Raw genomic sequence first — 17,254 nt, forward strand, 5'->3', positions numbered from 1 at the left:
CTTTGTTTCTCGCAATGATATAAATAATGAAAGTATTAGCCAATGACGGAATTTCGAAAAGTGGAATTCTAGCTTTAGAAAAAGGTGGTTTTGAAGTAATTACTACAAAAGTAGCGCAAGAACAAGTCGCTAACTTTGTAAATGACAATAATATTGATGTTGTTTTAGTGCGAAGTGCGACTAAAGTGCGTCAAGATATTATTGATGCTTGTCCTGGTTTAAAAATAATTGGTCGCGGTGGTGTTGGAATGGATAATATTGATGTGGATTATGCTAAAAGCAAAGGAATTCATGTGATAAATACACCCGCTTCATCCTCAGAATCTGTAGCGGAATTAGTTTTTGCTCACTTGTTTTCTGGTGTTCGTTTTTTGCATGATTCTAATAGAAATATGCCTTTAGAAGGGGACACGAATTTTGATGGTTTGAAAAAAGCGTATGCAAACGGAATCGAATTAAGAGGAAAAACGCTTGGTATAGTAGGAATTGGACGCATTGGTCAAGCGACTGCTAAAATGGCTCTGGGATTAGGAATGAAAGTTATTGCGGCAGACAGTTTTATCCCTAAAGTTGATATTAAAGTTGAGTTTTTTGATGGACAATCCATAACTACTACAATTGTTTCACAATCATTAGAATCTGTATTTAAAGAAGCTGATTTTATTACGTTACACGTTCCTGCTCAAGACGGCTATATTATTAGTGAAAAGGAATTAGCGATCATGAAAGATGGCGTAGGAATTGTTAACTGTGCTCGCGGTGGTGTTATAGACGAAGTTGCATTAGTAAAAGCATTGGATAGCGGAAAAGTATTATTTGCTGGATTAGATGTTTTTGAAAGTGAACCTACTCCAGAAATGGCCATCTTAATGAATCATAAAATCTCATTGACACCACATATTGGTGCTGCAACAGGAGAAGCTCAAGATAGAATTGGTACTGAACTTGCTTCGCAAATTATTAGTTTATTGAAATAGTTTTTACATTATTTCTTAAAAAAGGATTTATTAACTCGATTAATAAATCCTTTTTTTTTATTAAATTTGAGTCTAATCTAATCCTAAATCTCATGTTTGAACAATTAACACAGTTAGTACAACAGTATGGTAATGATGCCGTTGTTAAAAATAACGCGATTCCAAACGAACAAAACGAAGCCGTAATGAACGAAGCGAGTAGCTCTATTCTTTCCGGGCTACAAAAAATGGTTTCGGAAGGTGGAACGGAGCAGTTTGCAAGTTTGTTCAGCGGAAATAATGCGCAGGACAGTTCTAATCCAGCCGTTCAAAAGCTTACAGAGCAACTCACAGGAAACCTGGGCAACAAATTTGGTTTAAGCAATGAAGTAGCATCAGGAGTAGCCGGTAGCATGATTCCTAAAATCCTTGGATCGTTGATTGGCAAAGCTAAAAACCCAAACGATTCTAGTTTTGAGATTTCAGATTTAATAACGGCCATTTCGGGTGGATCGGGACAAAATTCCGGAATTATGGAGGCTATATCTAAATATGGAGGACAATTTGGTTTAGATCAAAATGCTGATGGAAAAGTAGATATGTCTGATGCAATAGAAGCAGTTACTAAAAAAAGTGGTAGTATGGGATCTATTTTGGGGAAACTATTCGGTAAATAAAACAGATTAAAATAAATCCATAAAAAGTCATTTATCACAAGTAAATGACTTTTTAATGCCTTAAAAAAACTGACAATCAGTCCTTTATAATTCGTAACTTTATGGTCTTAATTCTCAAGTTATGAAAAATAGTATTTATATTTTGACAGTTATCATTTGTATTCTAATTGGCTGTACTAGTTCAAAGTCTATCATTCCTGCTAAAGAAAAAACAACAGCTTCATCTGGTGATACTATTAGGATTGCCAATGACAAACTAGAATACGAAGTTTTGATTATTGACGCTGGTTTTAGTTCTTGGCTTCTCACCAATGCTTATCCAAGAGATTATCATTCCCAGACTTATTTAGAAAGTAAAAATAGAATTTGGGTGAGCGAATGGAATAATCGTGCCGCACAGCCGTTACGCTATAATCCTAATTTATATGAAATGTCTATAAATTACGATCCCAATATTGATTATGGATATGAAGTAAATTATTTAATTTATAACTATATGGTTTATTTTCAAAATACCTATAAACAAAAACTTTTTGGCTATGTACCCTTACGATAATCTTCTTATATTTGTATTCATTATAAATAAAGATGAACAATTTAAAAAAGCGTTGGGGAATTGAAACCAATTTACAACTTACAGTAATATTTATTGTTTTTGCGATTACAGGATCAGCTTCGGCATGGTTGTCAAAACCTTTTTGTATATGGCTGGGAATTAATCATGAAGATTTAGGGTACTTGTTTACCCCTATTCGCTTGCTTTTAATCTTTCCTATCTATCAAGTGCTTCTAGTAACAATTGGTTTTTTATTTGGTCAATTCCAATTTTTTTGGGCTTTTGAAAAAAAAATGCTAAAACGAATGGGTTTAGGATTTCTTTTTAAAGAATAAAAAAACGCCCTAATTATTGGGCGTTTTGTTTTTTTATTAAATAGTTGTAAATCCAAGTTAATGTAAACGTAGGAATAAAATCAGTAAATGGTAATATCTCCTCAAGAAAGGCGATAGTCCCTCCCACTTTCCCGATAGTTCCTTTATACATCCAGGTCATTAAAAAACCGGCTAAAGGTGCCCAAATCACATCTGAAAATTCTCCAATTAAAGGAACTGTAAATGACAGCATTCCAATGGCATCAAATAGAATTCCCAAAACTAGATCTCTCTTTTTATTATCAACTGCGATAAATTGCGTTTGTTCTCTCATATTTATTTTAAAATTTCACAGAACAACTAACAAAACTAATGCCAATTATTTTTTGAGTTTCTCTTGATACAATTTTTTTAACTTATCAATTTTAGGAGTAATTACATAACTGCAATATCCTTGGGTTTTATTTTGATTGTAATAGTTTTGATGATACTCTTCGGCTACATAAAAAGTAGTTGCCGGAGTAATTTTAGTGACTATTGGTTTTCCAAAAGTATTTTCAGTGGTCATCAAAGCAATATAATCCTCTGACAATTGTTTTTGATCGGGATTGTTGTAAAATATCTCACTACGGTATTGTGTGCCTATATCATTTCCTTGTCGATTTAAAGTCGTTGGATCGTGGGTAGCAAAAAAGATTTCTAATAGTTCACCAAATGATATTTTCGCAGGATCATAGGTAATTTCGATCGCTTCGGCATGACCTGTGTCGCCATTACTAATTTCTTTATATGTAGGATTTAGCGTTTTGCCACCGATGTATCCCGAAACAACAGTTTTTACACCAATTAATTCTAAAAATACTGCTTCTGTACACCAGAAACAGCCACCCGCAAATGTTGCTACTTCCATTCTATCTTTTGTTTCCATATTTTTTGATTCTATACTTTTTGGCACTAAAATATTCTTTTGTTTAGCACAAGATGAAAGTGAAACTGATGCCAAAAAAGTTCCAATTATTTTTTTCATAATTTGTGTTCTATCTCCAAATTTATTCAATAATTAAGATGATTTAGGTTTCATTAACTAAAGTTTATAGTTTGTCAAAGTAAAATAGTAGGTGATGGAATTCATAATCATTAAAATCTTTGTTTCTTTGTATAAATAGTTTAAAAATGATACAGACTAAAAATCTACATAAATATTACGATCAACTTCATGTTCTAAAAGGAGTGGATTTACATATCCAAAAAGGGGAAATTGTTTCTATAGTTGGCGCATCTGGAGCAGGTAAAACGACTCTTTTGCAAATCCTTGGAACCTTGGACAAACCTACTGCAGAAAGCGGCATCGAATTACGAATTAACAATGAAGATATTCTAACGATGAATGATAAGACGTTATCAAAATTTAGAAATCTTAATTTAGGTTTTATTTTTCAGTTTCATCAATTGCTTCCTGAATTTACTGCTTTAGAGAATGTATGTATCCCTGCGTTTATTGCCAATAAACCTAAAAATGAAACAGAAATAGAAGCCAAAAAATTGTTAGATTATCTTGGACTTTCTCATAGAATTAATCACAAACCCAATGAATTATCTGGTGGTGAGCAACAACGTGTGGCTGTAGCGAGAGCGTTAATTAATAAACCTGCCATCATTTTTGCGGATGAACCATCTGGAAATCTAGACACTGCTTCGGCGGAAAACTTGCACCAATTATTTTTTAAGTTAAGAGATGAATTGGGCCAAACTTTTGTGATTGTAACACACAATGAAGATTTAGCAAATATGGCTGATAGAAAATTAATAATGGTTGACGGACAAATAAGCAATTAGGTTTCTAAAAGTTGAAACACTATTTATTTCTCGCTAACTAAATTCTAACAATGACACAATCGGAGCTTAAAGATTTTTTAGACGAAAAAGTACATCAGTACAACACACTTGATTTTATAGAAAGCGATCCTGTGCAAATTCCACATTTATTTTCACAAAAAGAAGATATAGAAATTGCTGGTTTTCTGAGTGCTACTATTGCTTGGGGAAATCGTAAAATGATAATTAAAAATTCACATCGAATGATGGATTTGATGGGAAATGCTCCGTATGATTTTGTAATGTCTCATAGCCAAGATAATTTAGAGGCTTTAGATGCTTTTGTACATCGCACTTTTAACGGAGCTGATTTTTCTTGCTTCATTAGAAGTTTAAAACATATTTATCAAAATCATGGTGGTTTAGAAGCCGTTTTTAGCACACATCAAGAAAAGGATTCCATGCAAAAAACCATCCATGAATTCAAAAAATTGTTTTTTGAGATTCCACATCAAAATAGAACTCAAAAACACATTTCAGATCCACTGAACAATTCGGCAGCAAAAAGAATTAATATGTATTTACGGTGGATGATTCGCCAAGACAATAAAGGAGTAGACTTAGGAATATGGAAAAACATTTCTCCCGCCGCGCTGTCCTGTCCTTTAGATGTACATTCTGGAAATGTGGCTCGAAAACTAGGTTTGCTCACTCGCAAACAAAATGACGGAAAAGCAGTAAGCGAATTGGATCTAGCACTTCGGAAATTAGATAGTATTGATCCTGTAAAATACGACTTTGCTCTTTTTGGATTGGGTGTTTTTGAAGGTTTCTAGTATTCTAAGGCTTATTTTATAATTCTTATTAATATTATCTTTATATTTAGACAACAATAAAAGTAGTAAAATCCCAATACCCTTTTATGCACTTCAAATATTAAAATTTTATCTAAATATTGTAAAACATGAAAACCTACTTCTGTCTTAGCAAAAAAAACATTCTTATAAACTTCGATTTAAGAAAGAGATTAATGCGCTTTAAGAGGTCTTTGTAAATTTACTACGACTCAATTTTATTCAATTTTCATTTGATTCTTGCGTTTCTATTTATTGGGTTTAATTCAACATTCTATTAAACTGTTTTCAATGAAATATAAGAGATTCTAAAGGCTTAAAAAAAAGGCTAATAAATATTAAATAAATACAATAATTTATAATCTCCGTTGCATTCTTAAAAGTAATATCTAAAAAATTAAAATTTAAAAAATGCTTAATTGTATCAAATAAATGTTTGTTGTAAAAATACTAAACCGCTGTTACTAATTTTACGTATGTAAAATGCCTTTCAATGTTAAATTAATTATAAACAAACTCAATTATAAAATAAAGTATAGATTGAATCGTTGATGGATTAACTAATGTTAAAATTACAACCTAAACGGATATAATTTACCAAAAACACCTAAGTAAAAAGGGTATAAAATAATAACTCTCCTACAGAAAATACAAAACTAATATGAACACTAATAAAAAAGTTTTGATAGCAGAAGACAATTCTGTTTTTTTGTTATTGCTGAAGTTTAGATTGCAAAAAGAGGGCTATACTATACTGACAGCAACAAATGGAAAAGAAGCAATTGATTTGATTGAGGATCAAGAACCACATATAATTTTGACTGATATTATGATGCCTTTTATTAGTGGATTAGAATTAATTAGTTATGTGCGAAATAAATTAAAGCGCTCTACTCCTATTATTGTTTTTTCAGCAGCAGGTCAAGAAGAAATTGTATTGAAAGCATTTGATTTGGGTGCAACTGATTTTATGAGTAAACCATTAAGTCCAAATGAATTAATAATTAGAGTAAAAAAATTACTTCGTTAATACAACTGATAAACAGTGCCAAGTTGTCCTATGAGTATACATCAATCTCTTTTTAATTACATTAACGAATCTTCGCTAATTATTCAAGTTACCTGGATAATGTCAGCGTTTTTCATGGTTGTAATTATTCCGCTTACTTTTTATTTTAGATATTTAAGAATGCATTTGAGAAAACAAGAAAGAACGGTAGCATTGTATGAACAAAAATATGAATCGTATCTTATCAACTATTTATATTCTGGAAATGAGCAAGAAATTATTAGTCCAGAACAACAAGTTATTATCAATCAGTTAAAAAAATCAACGAGCGAATCATACAAAAGAAAAATATTAATTTCAGTATTGATCAAACTACAAAATGAAATTTCAGGTGAAATTGCAGAATCTATTCAGACACTCTATTTTCATAGTGGTCTTATGCAATATGCTTTGAACCGATTGAACCATAAAAAGTGGTATGTAATAGCCAAAGGAATAAGAGAATTAAAACAATTTCACATAAAAGAAGCATATGATCAGGTAATTCTTCATATTAACCATCCTAGAAGAGAAGTGCGAAAAGAAATGCAACTTTATATGGTTAGTTTATTTCATTTTGAAGGTTTAAAATTCTTAGAACTTTTAGAAACTCCGCTTTCAGAATGGGATCAAATACAATTGTTGGGAGTTCTAGAAAGATTAGAAAGTAAGAACATTTCAAATATTAAATTATGGTTGCGTTCTAACAATAAATCAGTTGTGTTTTTTGCTTTGAAATTAGCTAAAATATACAATCAATTTGAATGCAAAGAAGAAATCATTAATCTGCTTAATCATATTAATAAAAAAGTAAGATTAGAATCTATTCAAGTCCTTAGCTATTTAGATGTGATTGAGGCTAAAGAAATATTAAAGGAAAATATTGAAAAACGTACTTTAGAGGAACAAATTGCTTTTTTTAAAATGATGGAAAATCTTTATGAAAAAAGTGATGAATCATTTATTATAAATTTCATTCATTCAGAAGTATTTGAAATTAAAGTTTCTAGCTTAAAAATTTTAAAAATACTTAATAAAGATAAATTTACCAAGCTTAAAGTAGAGTTTTCTAATCCTGATTTTTTAAAAATTATTAATTTTTTAGAAAATAATTAATTATGATAACGCAAATTATTATTGATATTATACAATACTTGTTTTTCATTTATAGCATAAGTGCAATTCTATCTTATCTTGTATTAGCTACTATTTCGGCAATAGAAACAATCGAGTATAAACACAAAAATAGCTTTGTAAACTATAAGGAAATCATGTCCTCTACTATTTCGCCCTCCATTTCGATAATTGCTCCTGCTTATAACGAAAGTTTAAATATTGTCGAAAATGTGCGATCATTATTGTCCAACCATTATGTAAATTATGATGTAATTATAATTAATGACGGAAGCAAAGATGATAGTTTAGAAAAATTAATTACCGTCTATAATCTTGTACCTGTAGATTACTTAATGAATGAACAAATCGTGACGCAACCGCTTAGAAAGGGAATTTACAAATCGACAAATCCTGCATTTGAAAAATTAATTGTAGTCGATAAAGAAAATGGTGGAAAATCGGATGCATTGAATATGGGTTTAAATATAAGCAATAGTAAATATGTTGCTTGTATTGATGTTGATTGTTTGTTACTAGAAGACTCTCTTCAAAAAATGATAAAACCTTTTCTTGAAATTACCGATAAAAAAGTAATTGCAGCAGGCGGTGTTATTAGAATTTCAAATTCTTGCATCGTTAAAGATGGGAAATTACATGATGTGAATTTTCCCATAAAACTAATCGAACAAGGACAAATTCTAGAATATATTCGCGCTTTTTTATTAGGCAGAATGGCTTGGAGCAGACTTAATGGACTTTTAGTAATTTCTGGAGCTTTTGGTTTGTTTGACAAAAAAATTGCCATACAAGTGGGTGGTTATGACAAGAATACGGTAGGTGAAGACATGGAGCTAGTGGTGCGAATGAGAGGCTATATGGAGGAACAAAATAAAAAATATAAAGTCGCCTATATTCCAGATCCGTTGTGCTGGACAGAAGCACCAGACAATTATAAAATATTTATTTCACAGAGAAACAGATGGACTCGTGGTACTATTGAAACTCTAAAAAAACATAGAAAAATTGGTTTTAATCCAAAGTATAAAACTTTAGGGATTTTGAGTTATCCGTACTGGTTTTTTTTCGAGAGAATGGCTCCCGTGGTAGAATTTGTGGGTATTATCTATTTTGCCACACTAGTTATAAGCAATAAAATAAGATGGGATTATGCATTTGCTTTTATTGTTTTAGCCTATTTATTCACCGTTTTCTTTTCGTTGATTGCTTTAATTACAGAGGAATTAACCTATCATCAATATAAGAAAAAGGGAACAGGATTTCGATTACTACTTATTGCTTTTCTTGAGCCTTTAGTCAATCATCCCTTTATTTTATATGCAGCAATTAGAGGAAATATAGATTACTATTTTAACAAAAAAAAGAAATGGGGAGAGATGACACGAAAAGGAATGACAAAAGCATAAATAACAGCTAAATGAATATTAAATTTAATTATAAAAACGGTTTATTAGATTACCTCTATTCGACCGTTTCCTTACTACTTATATTTTGTCTTTTGAGTTTCATTGAAATTTTTAAAAATTTTGATGCAGCGCTTTTTGGCTATAAACTATTGAATGATTTTTTTACAGCGATACTAATGGGTTTAGTGTTTTTGCCGGTTTTCCTTCTATTACAAATTATTAGTAGTAAGTTAGGAGTAGTTGTTGTAAAAATTTTGTTTTGTATAATTGCTATCGTACAAATGGCCTTGATAGGCTATAGTATAACTACTCACCTCAATCTTGGAGCCGACCTTTTAGGATATTCTTTTAATGATATGTACACAACGGTTACGGCATCTCTATCGATATCGTTTTTGACTTTTTTACCTTTTATAATTTTGCCTCTTTTTTACATAGGAATTATTCGATTACTCCATTTTTTAGGAAGTAAAATAAATTATAAAATAATACTCTTAGTTCTATTAATTATTGGCTTACTGAATTTAATAATTCCCGGTACTAAAAAACCAATTACTCAAAATAAATTAAATTTCTTAGTTAGCGATATAATAAGAGCAAAAAATGATAATGCCAACGCTACAGATGGAAATATATCATTTAAAAAAGAATTCCCTTTAGATGAAAATGCTGAAATGAACAAGGATGTATTAGGTTCTTTTTTTACAATTAATAAAGAACAAAGTCCAAATATTGTATTCATTATTATTGAAGGACTAGGTAGAGATTTTACAGATGATGGAGAACATAGTGGCTTTACTCCTTATTTGGATTCCTTGACTAAAAAATCTATTTATTGGAGCAACTTCGTGAGTAATGCAGGACGTACTTTTGGTGCTCTTCCGTCATTAATGGGATCGTTACCTTTTGGGGAAAATGGTTTTATGGAATTAAATCCCCTTCCTAAACACAATTCGTTGATTAGTATTTTGAAATCAAATGGGTACGCAACCAATTATTATTGTGGTGACGAATCTACATTTGATAGAAAAAGTAATTTTTTAGAATATAATGGAATTGATAAAATTATTGATATTAATAAATTTGGTCCAGGATATACAATGACAAAAGCAAATTCTGGCGGATTTTCGTGGGGTTATCCAGATGCTGAAATATATAAAAAAACTTTATCAGAACTCAAAGACAATAAACAACCGCGGTTGGATATTATCATGACACTTACCAATCATGAACCGTTTGATTTTCCAACAAAAAAGGAATATTTGGCTAAAGTAGAAGACATTCTTAATACAAAGACCAGCTCCGAAAAAAGTAAAATAAAAGATTATAAAGATATATTAGCTTGTTTATTATACACTGATCATTCTCTAAAAGATTTCATGCAAGCTTATTCTAAAAGAGCCGATTATAAAAATACTATTTTTGTAATTACAGGAGATCACCGATTAATTCCAGTACCTCAAAAAGATAATTTGTCTCGTTTTCATGTGCCTTTTTACATTTTTAGTCCATTATTAAAAAAAACAGCTATTATAAAATCTATTTCTTCGCATACAGATGTAACCCCAAGTTTAGTTTCTTTTTTGACGAATAACTACAATATTAATAAGTTAAAAAAAACAGATTGGATTGCTCAAGGATTAGATACTGTTAGACAATTTAGAAATGTTCATAATATTGCATTAATGCGCTATAAGGGAAGTATAAATGATTATATCTACAAAGAATACTTTTATTCTGACGGAACTTTGTTTAAAATCGATGAAAATTTCAACATTAGCGAAACTAACGATGGCATTAGAGAAACGATTAGCAATTCCTTTTCTAATTTTAAAAAATTAAATTCATACTTAACCACAAAAGATAAAATTACAAGTACAACTTCTAACTTTAACAAGCCTGCTTATGAATTTACTGATGCCGAAATGGCAAACATTAAAAAATTAACAAAAGGACTTGATCATGATCAAATTTTCTTTTTGGCTAGAGAATTAGCTTTCAAAAAAGAACGTAAATCAGCAAAATTGTTGTGTAATTATATATTAAATGACATGCCTAATTATGGTGATGTAAGAACTCTGATAGGCAGAATACTGGCTTGGGAAGGTGACTATAAAAATTCAGAAAAAGAATTGCTTGAAGTCATCAATAGAACTCCTTTTTATGGAGATTCCTATTTGGCTGTAATGGACATTTATTGGTGGTCTGGACAAAATAAGAAAGGAATAGCAATAGGTAAAAAGGCTTTGAGTAATCAGATTAACAATCCAGAAATTGGATTTAAATTGGGTCAAGCATACAAAAGAAATCGTAATTTAAAGGATTCTAAAAGAATAATAGATAGCCTTTTAATACTTTATCCTGAAAATAAAGAATATTTAAATTTTAAAAAAAATCTTAAGAAATGATATTGAAAATAAATATAAAACTGACTTTTGCATTTTTGTTCTTTACTTCAATAATAGTACGTGGACAACAGAATGAGTATCATGGAAATCCTGATACTTCATTTCAAACTGCTCGAAATTTAGCCTTTAACCAGCAACGTAAACAAGCGCAAGATACATTACTAAATATTTTGAGTAAATATCCTAATTACCATGAAATTAATACCTTTTTGGCAACAACATATTCTTGGGATAGTGATTATAAAAAAGCAAGAAAATTATTTGCTTCAATTTTAGAAAAAGATTCAAGCAATAAAGATACTTGGATTGCTGCTATAAAAAATGAATTGTGGGCAGACTTGCCTTATGCGGCATTAGATATGACCAATAATGCTTTGAAACTATTTCCAAATGACTCAGAATTACTTTATCTAAAAGCAAGCGCTCAAGAAAACACTAATGATCCATTAGAGGCATTAGTAACAATTGAAACGGTTTTAGATAAAAATCCCGAGGATCAAAAAGCTAAAGATTTCAAAATGTCTTTAGATAAATTACTTAGAAAAAATAGTATCGGTATTAATGCGGCTGTCGATCTGTATTCCTCTGTTTTTGATCCGATGCAATATTATTCCTTAAAATATAGCAGACAAACGAAATATGGAAGTATTACCCCAAAGCTAAATATAAATAGACGCTTTGGTGAAAACGGAGCACAGTTTGAAGTTGATTTATATCCTAAAATTAGAAAAGGATTGTATGCTTATGTAAATGTTGGAATAGCAAATTCTTTTCTATTTCCAGATTTAAAATATGGTGCTGAGTTGTACCAATCATTGCCTAAAAGTTTTGAGATTTCACTTGGATTTAGAACATTAAAATATTCATCTACCACAAACATTTTTACTGGATCATTGGGCTGGTATACAGGAAATAGTTATTGGTCTTTTCGCCCTTATTTTACTCCAGGTGACACAGGAACTAGTAAATCTGGAACCTTAACTTATAGAAAATATCGAAGTGATGCTGATAATTATTTAGGCATTTCTATTGGAATGGGATTCTCTCCAGAAATTAATCAATTTCAATTTAACCCAAATGACGCAGCAATAGTAAATCTTGAGTCCCAAAAGTTAAATGTTGGTTATTACTTTACGACAACTAATAAACAAAATGCTTGGGGAGCACAATTTGGAGTAGCACATCAAGAAATTATTTTTGATCAAGGAAATTTCTTTTGGATTTATTCTCTTGCTTTGTCTTGGGAATTAAAGTTCAAATAATAGAAACTTAAATTCCTATTTTATTTAAATCAGTTGTTTTTCTTGAACTTTTACAAATAGTCATCTTACATAAAAACACTATTAGATATGACTAATTATAACTGAATAAATTTCATAATAAAAAGGCTCCGATATAAAATCGAAGCCTTTTTTTTCAACTTAAACCTTTTTAGGAATATGTCTGTATTTAATTAACAAATTGATCTAACCACTGACATTAATAAAGTTGAAAGTTTTTATATTATATAGATATAATAGTGTTACTTTTTCTTAGCCTTAACAATAAACTCACTACGTCTATTGGCTTGGTGTTGCTCTTCAGTACAATTTGAATTACTAGTTGGTTCACAACCACAATCATTAACTAATTGTGATTCTCCATATCCTTTACTTGATAATCTAGATTTATTTATACCTTTTTTCACCAACCATTCCATTGTCGATTTAGCTCTTCTTTCAGATAAAGCTAAATTATATTTGGCTGTCTGACGACAATCTGTGTGAGAGCGGATATCAATTTCCATCGTAGGATTTTGCTCTAAAACATCAAGAATTTTTGCTAATTCTACAGTTGCATCTTTACGAATAAATGATTTATCTAAATCGAAATAAATACTATTTAAACCTATCATTTTAAATAAATCGTCACCTTCTTTAACTGCTTTTACAGATTTATCAAGAGCAATTGTAATAAAAGTTTTTCCAAATTCATTTGGAATACTTACTGTGGTTTCGATAATTGTATAAGTTTCTTTTTCTGTTTTTATATAAAATTTTGAATCACATGTAACTTGCCCAAAGTCAAATTTACCGTCTAAAGCTGTAGTATATTCTTTTAATAGTTTGAAATTGGCGTCTAATAAAGTTACTACTGTATTTGCTAGAGGTAAAGTTGTTTCTTTATCAGTAACAATTCCTACTAACATTTGCTCACATACTGCTTTTTTAATTTCTATTAATTTGTATATATCATCACCCCCTTTTCCACCTTCTCTGTTAGAGGTGAAGTATCCATTACGTGTTACCTCATTAATTAAAAAACCAAAATCATCTTTAGAACTATTTAATGGTTCTCCAACATTATGAACATTTTTATAAGTTCCATCCGAATCTATTTTTGATACAAAAATATCTAATCCACCTAATCCGGGATGACCATCAGAGGCAAAATATAATTCGCCTGTAGAAGTAACCATAGGAAAAGTTTCTCTTCCTTCTGTATTTATTCCTTTGCCCAAATTTTCAGGTTTACCAAAGCTACCATCAGATTTGATTTCAACTTTAAACAAATCAGACTGACCCAATGTTCCAGGCATGTTTGATGCAAAATATAAAGTCTTTTCATCTCCACTAAGAGCAGGATGAGCTACACTATATTCATTACTATTAAATGGTAATTCAGTAATGTTTGACCATTTATCGCCATCTAAATTCGCTTTATACAATTTTAACAAAGTTATCCTTGCCGAGTCTTTACCTTTTTTTCCGTTTAGGAAATTATTCCTTGTGAAATAAACCGTTTTTCCATCTTTTGTAAAAATGGGTGTAGATTCATGAAATTTAGAATTTAATTTTTTTCCAAATCTTTTTGGAGTAGACAAAACACCCTGATTGTCGATATCAGATTGATATAAGTTAGTAAAACCTTCACCTGTCCAGGTATGCTTCATGTTTCTTAATCCGCTGGTATCTCTAGCTGAAGCAAAAATTAATTTATTACCATAATAGGCACTTCCATAATCTGAATATTCAGAGTTAATACCGGCATTTTCGATAGTATAGTTTCCTGAATTTTTCTTAATTTCTGCAAGGTAATTTTTTTGAGAACTCGCTAGATTTGCTCTTAAATCATTTCCACTTTTTTTGTTAAACATTGCTAGCATTTCATCTGCTTTCTTATAGTCTTTTATCGCTTTCAAACATTGTGAATAGCGATAATAATATTCCGGAGCAATATCTTTTGCGAAAGCAAATAATTCTTTATACCATTTTGCAGCGTTATCTAAATCTGCTTTGAAATAATATGAATCTGCTAGTTTTTGTAACATGTCTTGAGATTTATATCCCTTAACAGCAATTCTCTCATAAGTTTGAATAGCATCTACATACGCTAATTTCTCATATTGATCATCTGCTTTAGTCTCTTTAGAGGATTGCGCAAACATACATGTTGAAGTTAATAACACTATCATTAGCGATACAAAGCTACTTTTATGTAAATCTTTAGTAGTACTTAATTGGCTTTTTGGAATCTTTGATTTCATTATCATGATTTTTAGAAGAATCTAGGTGATACTATTCGAGACTGACGACTGAACAATTCAAATCGCAAAAATATTTCGTGTGAACCAGAGTTATAGTTGTTTAGTTTTGTGGTTTCTCTATCATAACCATAACCTATATATATTCCATCAGAAACCTGAAATCCAACCATACCACTCAAAGCTGCACTCCATCTATAGGCAACACCAACGGTGAATTTTTCACTAAATAAAAAATTTCCTGAAATATCTACCTGAAGAGGTGAACCAATAACTAATTTAGAAAGAACAGCAGGTTTAAATTTTACTTCACTACTTAAATCGATCACATAACCTGCCATCAAATAGTAATTTATTTTCTCTTTAAAAATGGCTACTTCATTATCATCATAACGATTCGATTCAATAAAATTTGGAACCGAAAATCCAACATAAGCCTTGTCTGAATGCAAGTAAATACCTGCACCAACATTGGGAGAAAATTTATTCTCTACATTTTGTATTGAAGGATCAATATCAACTGGATTTAATTTTGAAATATCAAGATTAAACAAATTTGCTGTCCCTTTTATACCAAACGAAAGTTTATAATTCTCTGACATAGGAACTGTGTATGATAGATCCGCAGAAAGAGTATTTTCATTAGTTGGACCAATCTTGTCATTGATAAAAGAAACACCTAGCCCCACTCTACTATCACTTATTGGTGTATTTATTGAAGCTACATTTGTAATTGGTGCACCATCTAACCCTACCCATTGCGTTCGATGCAAAGCAAAAATACTCATGACACCTCTTGATCCTGCATAAGCTGGATTTACATTTATGGTATTATACATATATTGTGTATACTGAGCATCCTGTTGGGCAAAACTAGTAAAAGCTGTAGACATCAAAATAATTAAAAAAAAATTCTTTTTCATAGTAGGTTTTTTATTACGACACTATTCTATTAAAAAACGAGTCGTTTAGCTAAATGTTAATACTGTAATCCTAAATAAAATTATATTTTTTATCCTGAGGACAATTGATTATCCTCAGGAATTAAAATTATTTAGTAAGATATAAATATCCATCCATTTTATTATTTCGAAGATCTCCATTTCCGTCTACGAAAGTGTAATTTAAGATGTAAAAATAAGTTCCTGTAGGTAGTCCTTCAGACTGACTTAGAGTTGTTCTTCCTCTTGATATACCTTCAAAATTATTAGTTTTATTGTCATAATTTTTAGTTTCAAAAACCAATACTCCCCAACGGTTGTATATTTCGACACTATTTTCAGGGTAACATTCTTTACTATCAATGTTATCGATTACAAAAACATCATTTATATTATCACCATTTGGAGAAAAAGCATTGTGAACTACTATGCTTCCACAACCTAATACTAATGATTTATCAATTACCACTGAATCTGTAGCACTAATTGTAATGTTCCCTGGAGTTAATCCACTAGCAGTAGCTGTATTGGTTACTGAATTTTTCACCAAGTCTGCTTTAGTTACTGAATAATTTTCGTTAAACAACTTAGAAATACCTGGAGATAAACTAGCAATAGTAGTATTCAGACCTGTCAATGGGTCAGTTACAACAACTTGATAAAGAGTTGTATTACCAGTATTTTTCACTTCTATAGTATAACTGATTGTATCACCTACTAAACTATACCCCGTTGTAGAAGCTGTTTTTATTACTTTCAAATTAGGAGTTTGCGTTAACAAAGTGATAGTACAATCAGTACAGTTTGGTTTTGGAGAACAATCCGTACAAGGATTTGGATCAGTAGAACTAGCTGTTACTTTACTACCAAATGGAGTTGTACCCGTAACACTAGCTAAATTGTAAACAACACCATTATCTATATCAGCTTGAGTTATAGAATAAGTTCCTACAAAATTAGTAGAATTAGAAGTACCTATATTTAAATTTATAGGAGCTCCAGATAGTATTACTCCTGGTAAAGGATCGCTGACCGTTACATTTGTTAATGTCACGTTACCAGTATTCGTTACAACAAAATTATATCTTATCTTATCACCAACATTCACTACTCCGTTATTATCACTGTCAACATATACTCCATCTTTTGTAATTGCAACACTTCCCTTTTGAGTTAAGAAAGTAATTGTAGGTGTATCATTATTTAGATCAGTACCAGATATATCTATTACCTCATTTCCTTTAGGATCTTTACCTTTTACAACAGCAGTATTCGTTACTTGACCAGCATCAATATCAGTTTGAGTTAATACATAGATTCCTGTAATAGAATTGTCTGTCATACCTCCAGCAAGAGATGGAATCATAGTATTAGAAACTATCAAACCTACCATTGCATCAGTAACATTGATCGAATTTACAGTCATATCTCCAGTATTAGTAACTGAAAAAGTATACATTATTTTTTCACCAACTTGTGCAAAACCATCATTATTATCATCCATAAAAACGCCTGTTTTAACAAGTGCAATACTTGGTTTCTTAATAACAGTCAAAATGGCATTAGTAGTAACAATTGTATAGTTTGGATTACTGCCTAAAGCCACTGCAATTGGATAGCTT

At 30.7% G+C, this 17,254-nt stretch carries 16 protein-coding genes; 11 read left to right on the top strand and 5 right to left on the bottom strand.

Translation table 11 applies throughout. From position 1 onward, the window contains the following. The first annotated feature begins 26 nt into the window (after positions 1–26). The 4 genes from H2650_RS14525 (at position 27) to H2650_RS14540 (ending at position 2,524) form a co-directional block, all read left to right on the top strand. Complete coding sequence (locus H2650_RS14525) at positions 27–977, top strand: D-2-hydroxyacid dehydrogenase (RefSeq protein WP_188051546.1); 951 nt, start codon at positions 27–29, stop codon at positions 975–977. A gap of 92 nt (positions 978–1,069) precedes the next feature. Beyond that, positions 1,070–1,633 (top strand): hypothetical protein, encoded by a 564-nt coding sequence (locus H2650_RS14530; protein ID WP_188051547.1) that lies wholly within the window; start codon positions 1,070–1,072, stop codon positions 1,631–1,633. Between the two features lie 121 nt (positions 1,634–1,754). Beyond that, on the top strand, positions 1,755–2,189 hold the full coding sequence (locus H2650_RS14535) for a DUF6146 family protein (RefSeq protein ID WP_188051548.1): 435 nt from the start codon (positions 1,755–1,757) through the stop codon (positions 2,187–2,189). A gap of 32 nt (positions 2,190–2,221) precedes the next feature. After that, positions 2,222–2,524: a DUF6787 family protein gene (locus H2650_RS14540; RefSeq protein WP_188051549.1), complete on the top strand. Its 303-nt coding sequence runs from the start codon at positions 2,222–2,224 to the stop codon at positions 2,522–2,524. A gap of 13 nt (positions 2,525–2,537) precedes the next feature. On the opposite strand, the gene H2650_RS14545 is transcribed toward H2650_RS14540, so the two are convergent. Then, positions 2,538–2,837 carry a hypothetical protein gene (locus tag H2650_RS14545; RefSeq protein WP_188051550.1) on the bottom strand — a complete coding sequence of 100 codons (300 nt, stop codon included), beginning with the start codon at positions 2,835–2,837 and terminating at the stop codon, positions 2,538–2,540. Between the two features lie 45 nt (positions 2,838–2,882). After that, positions 2,883–3,413, bottom strand: a complete 531-nt coding sequence (gene msrA / locus H2650_RS14550; protein ID WP_370566879.1) for a peptide-methionine (S)-S-oxide reductase MsrA — start codon at positions 3,411–3,413, stop codon at positions 2,883–2,885. Positions 3,414–3,676: 263 nt separating this feature from the next. Between msrA and H2650_RS14555 the strand changes: the two genes are divergently transcribed. The 7 genes from H2650_RS14555 to H2650_RS14585 all read left to right on the top strand — a co-directional run bounded on the left by H2650_RS14555 (position 3,677) and on the right by H2650_RS14585 (position 12,430). Further along, on the top strand, positions 3,677–4,339 hold the full coding sequence (locus H2650_RS14555) for an ABC transporter ATP-binding protein (protein WP_188051552.1): 663 nt from the start codon (positions 3,677–3,679) through the stop codon (positions 4,337–4,339). A 50-nt stretch (positions 4,340–4,389) separates the two neighbouring features. Further along, the gene (locus tag H2650_RS14560; RefSeq protein WP_188051553.1) at positions 4,390–5,154 is read left to right on the top strand and encodes a TIGR02757 family protein; all 765 of its coding nucleotides are present in this window, start codon (positions 4,390–4,392) and stop codon (positions 5,152–5,154) included. Positions 5,155–5,833: 679 nt separating this feature from the next. Continuing rightward, positions 5,834–6,202: a response regulator transcription factor gene (locus tag H2650_RS14565; RefSeq protein WP_188051554.1), complete on the top strand. Its 369-nt coding sequence runs from the start codon at positions 5,834–5,836 to the stop codon at positions 6,200–6,202. A gap of 30 nt (positions 6,203–6,232) precedes the next feature. Further along, on the top strand, positions 6,233–7,336 hold the full coding sequence (locus tag H2650_RS14570) for a hypothetical protein (RefSeq protein ID WP_188051555.1): 1,104 nt from the start codon (positions 6,233–6,235) through the stop codon (positions 7,334–7,336). Positions 7,337–7,338: 2 nt separating this feature from the next. Further along, positions 7,339–8,760, top strand: a complete 1,422-nt coding sequence (locus H2650_RS14575; RefSeq protein WP_188051556.1) for a glycosyltransferase family 2 protein — start codon at positions 7,339–7,341, stop codon at positions 8,758–8,760. A gap of 11 nt (positions 8,761–8,771) precedes the next feature. Continuing rightward, complete coding sequence (locus H2650_RS14580; RefSeq protein WP_188051557.1) at positions 8,772–11,168, top strand: LTA synthase family protein; 2,397 nt, start codon at positions 8,772–8,774, stop codon at positions 11,166–11,168. Then, positions 11,165–12,430: a YaiO family outer membrane beta-barrel protein gene (locus H2650_RS14585; protein WP_188051558.1), complete on the top strand. Its 1,266-nt coding sequence runs from the start codon at positions 11,165–11,167 to the stop codon at positions 12,428–12,430. The genes H2650_RS14580 and H2650_RS14585 overlap by 4 nt, the downstream gene beginning before the upstream one ends. A 260-nt stretch (positions 12,431–12,690) precedes the next feature. Here H2650_RS14585 and H2650_RS14590 read toward each other — a convergent pair whose 3' ends face one another. The 3 genes from H2650_RS14590 to H2650_RS14600 all read right to left on the bottom strand — a co-directional run. Then, positions 12,691–14,694: an OmpA family protein gene (locus tag H2650_RS14590; protein ID WP_255462923.1), complete on the bottom strand. Its 2,004-nt coding sequence runs from the start codon at positions 14,692–14,694 to the stop codon at positions 12,691–12,693. Positions 14,695–14,705: 11 nt separating this feature from the next. Beyond that, positions 14,706–15,614 (bottom strand): type IX secretion system membrane protein PorP/SprF, encoded by a 909-nt coding sequence (locus H2650_RS14595; protein ID WP_188051559.1) that lies wholly within the window; start codon positions 15,612–15,614, stop codon positions 14,706–14,708. 127 nt (positions 15,615–15,741) lie between these two features. Next, the coding region (locus H2650_RS14600; RefSeq protein WP_188051560.1) for a gliding motility-associated C-terminal domain-containing protein at positions 15,742–17,254 on the bottom strand (1,513 nt) is incomplete at its 5' end.

Origin of the sequence: Flavobacterium sp. GP15, from assembly GCF_014281985.1 — a bacterium.
GTDB classification, from domain to species: Bacteria; Bacteroidota; Bacteroidia; order Flavobacteriales; family Flavobacteriaceae; genus Flavobacterium; species Flavobacterium pygoscelis.

Excerpts from the sequence above, each read along its gene's own strand:
- H2650_RS14525 (WP_188051546.1), top strand. The coding sequence starts at position 27 with ATGAAAGTATTAGCCAATGACGGAATTTCGAAAAGTGGAATTCTAGCT.
- H2650_RS14530 (WP_188051547.1), top strand. The coding sequence starts at position 1,070 with ATGTTTGAACAATTAACACAGTTAGTACAACAGTATGGTAATGATGCC.
- H2650_RS14535 (WP_188051548.1), top strand. The coding sequence starts at position 1,755 with ATGAAAAATAGTATTTATATTTTGACAGTTATCATTTGTATTCTAATT.
- H2650_RS14540 (WP_188051549.1), top strand. The coding sequence starts at position 2,222 with ATGAACAATTTAAAAAAGCGTTGGGGAATTGAAACCAATTTACAACTT.
- H2650_RS14545 (WP_188051550.1), bottom strand. The coding sequence starts at position 2,837 with ATGAGAGAACAAACGCAATTTATCGCAGTTGATAATAAAAAGAGAGAT.
- msrA (WP_370566879.1), bottom strand. The coding sequence starts at position 3,413 with ATGGAAGTAGCAACATTTGCGGGTGGCTGTTTCTGGTGTACAGAAGCA.
- H2650_RS14555 (WP_188051552.1), top strand. The coding sequence starts at position 3,677 with ATGATACAGACTAAAAATCTACATAAATATTACGATCAACTTCATGTT.
- H2650_RS14560 (WP_188051553.1), top strand. The coding sequence starts at position 4,390 with ATGACACAATCGGAGCTTAAAGATTTTTTAGACGAAAAAGTACATCAG.
- H2650_RS14565 (WP_188051554.1), top strand. The coding sequence starts at position 5,834 with ATGAACACTAATAAAAAAGTTTTGATAGCAGAAGACAATTCTGTTTTT.
- H2650_RS14570 (WP_188051555.1), top strand. The coding sequence starts at position 6,233 with ATGAGTATACATCAATCTCTTTTTAATTACATTAACGAATCTTCGCTA.
- H2650_RS14575 (WP_188051556.1), top strand. The coding sequence starts at position 7,339 with ATGATAACGCAAATTATTATTGATATTATACAATACTTGTTTTTCATT.
- H2650_RS14580 (WP_188051557.1), top strand. The coding sequence starts at position 8,772 with ATGAATATTAAATTTAATTATAAAAACGGTTTATTAGATTACCTCTAT.
- H2650_RS14585 (WP_188051558.1), top strand. The coding sequence starts at position 11,165 with ATGATATTGAAAATAAATATAAAACTGACTTTTGCATTTTTGTTCTTT.
- H2650_RS14590 (WP_255462923.1), bottom strand. The coding sequence starts at position 14,694 with ATGAAATCAAAGATTCCAAAAAGCCAATTAAGTACTACTAAAGATTTA.
- H2650_RS14595 (WP_188051559.1), bottom strand. The coding sequence starts at position 15,614 with ATGAAAAAGAATTTTTTTTTAATTATTTTGATGTCTACAGCTTTTACT.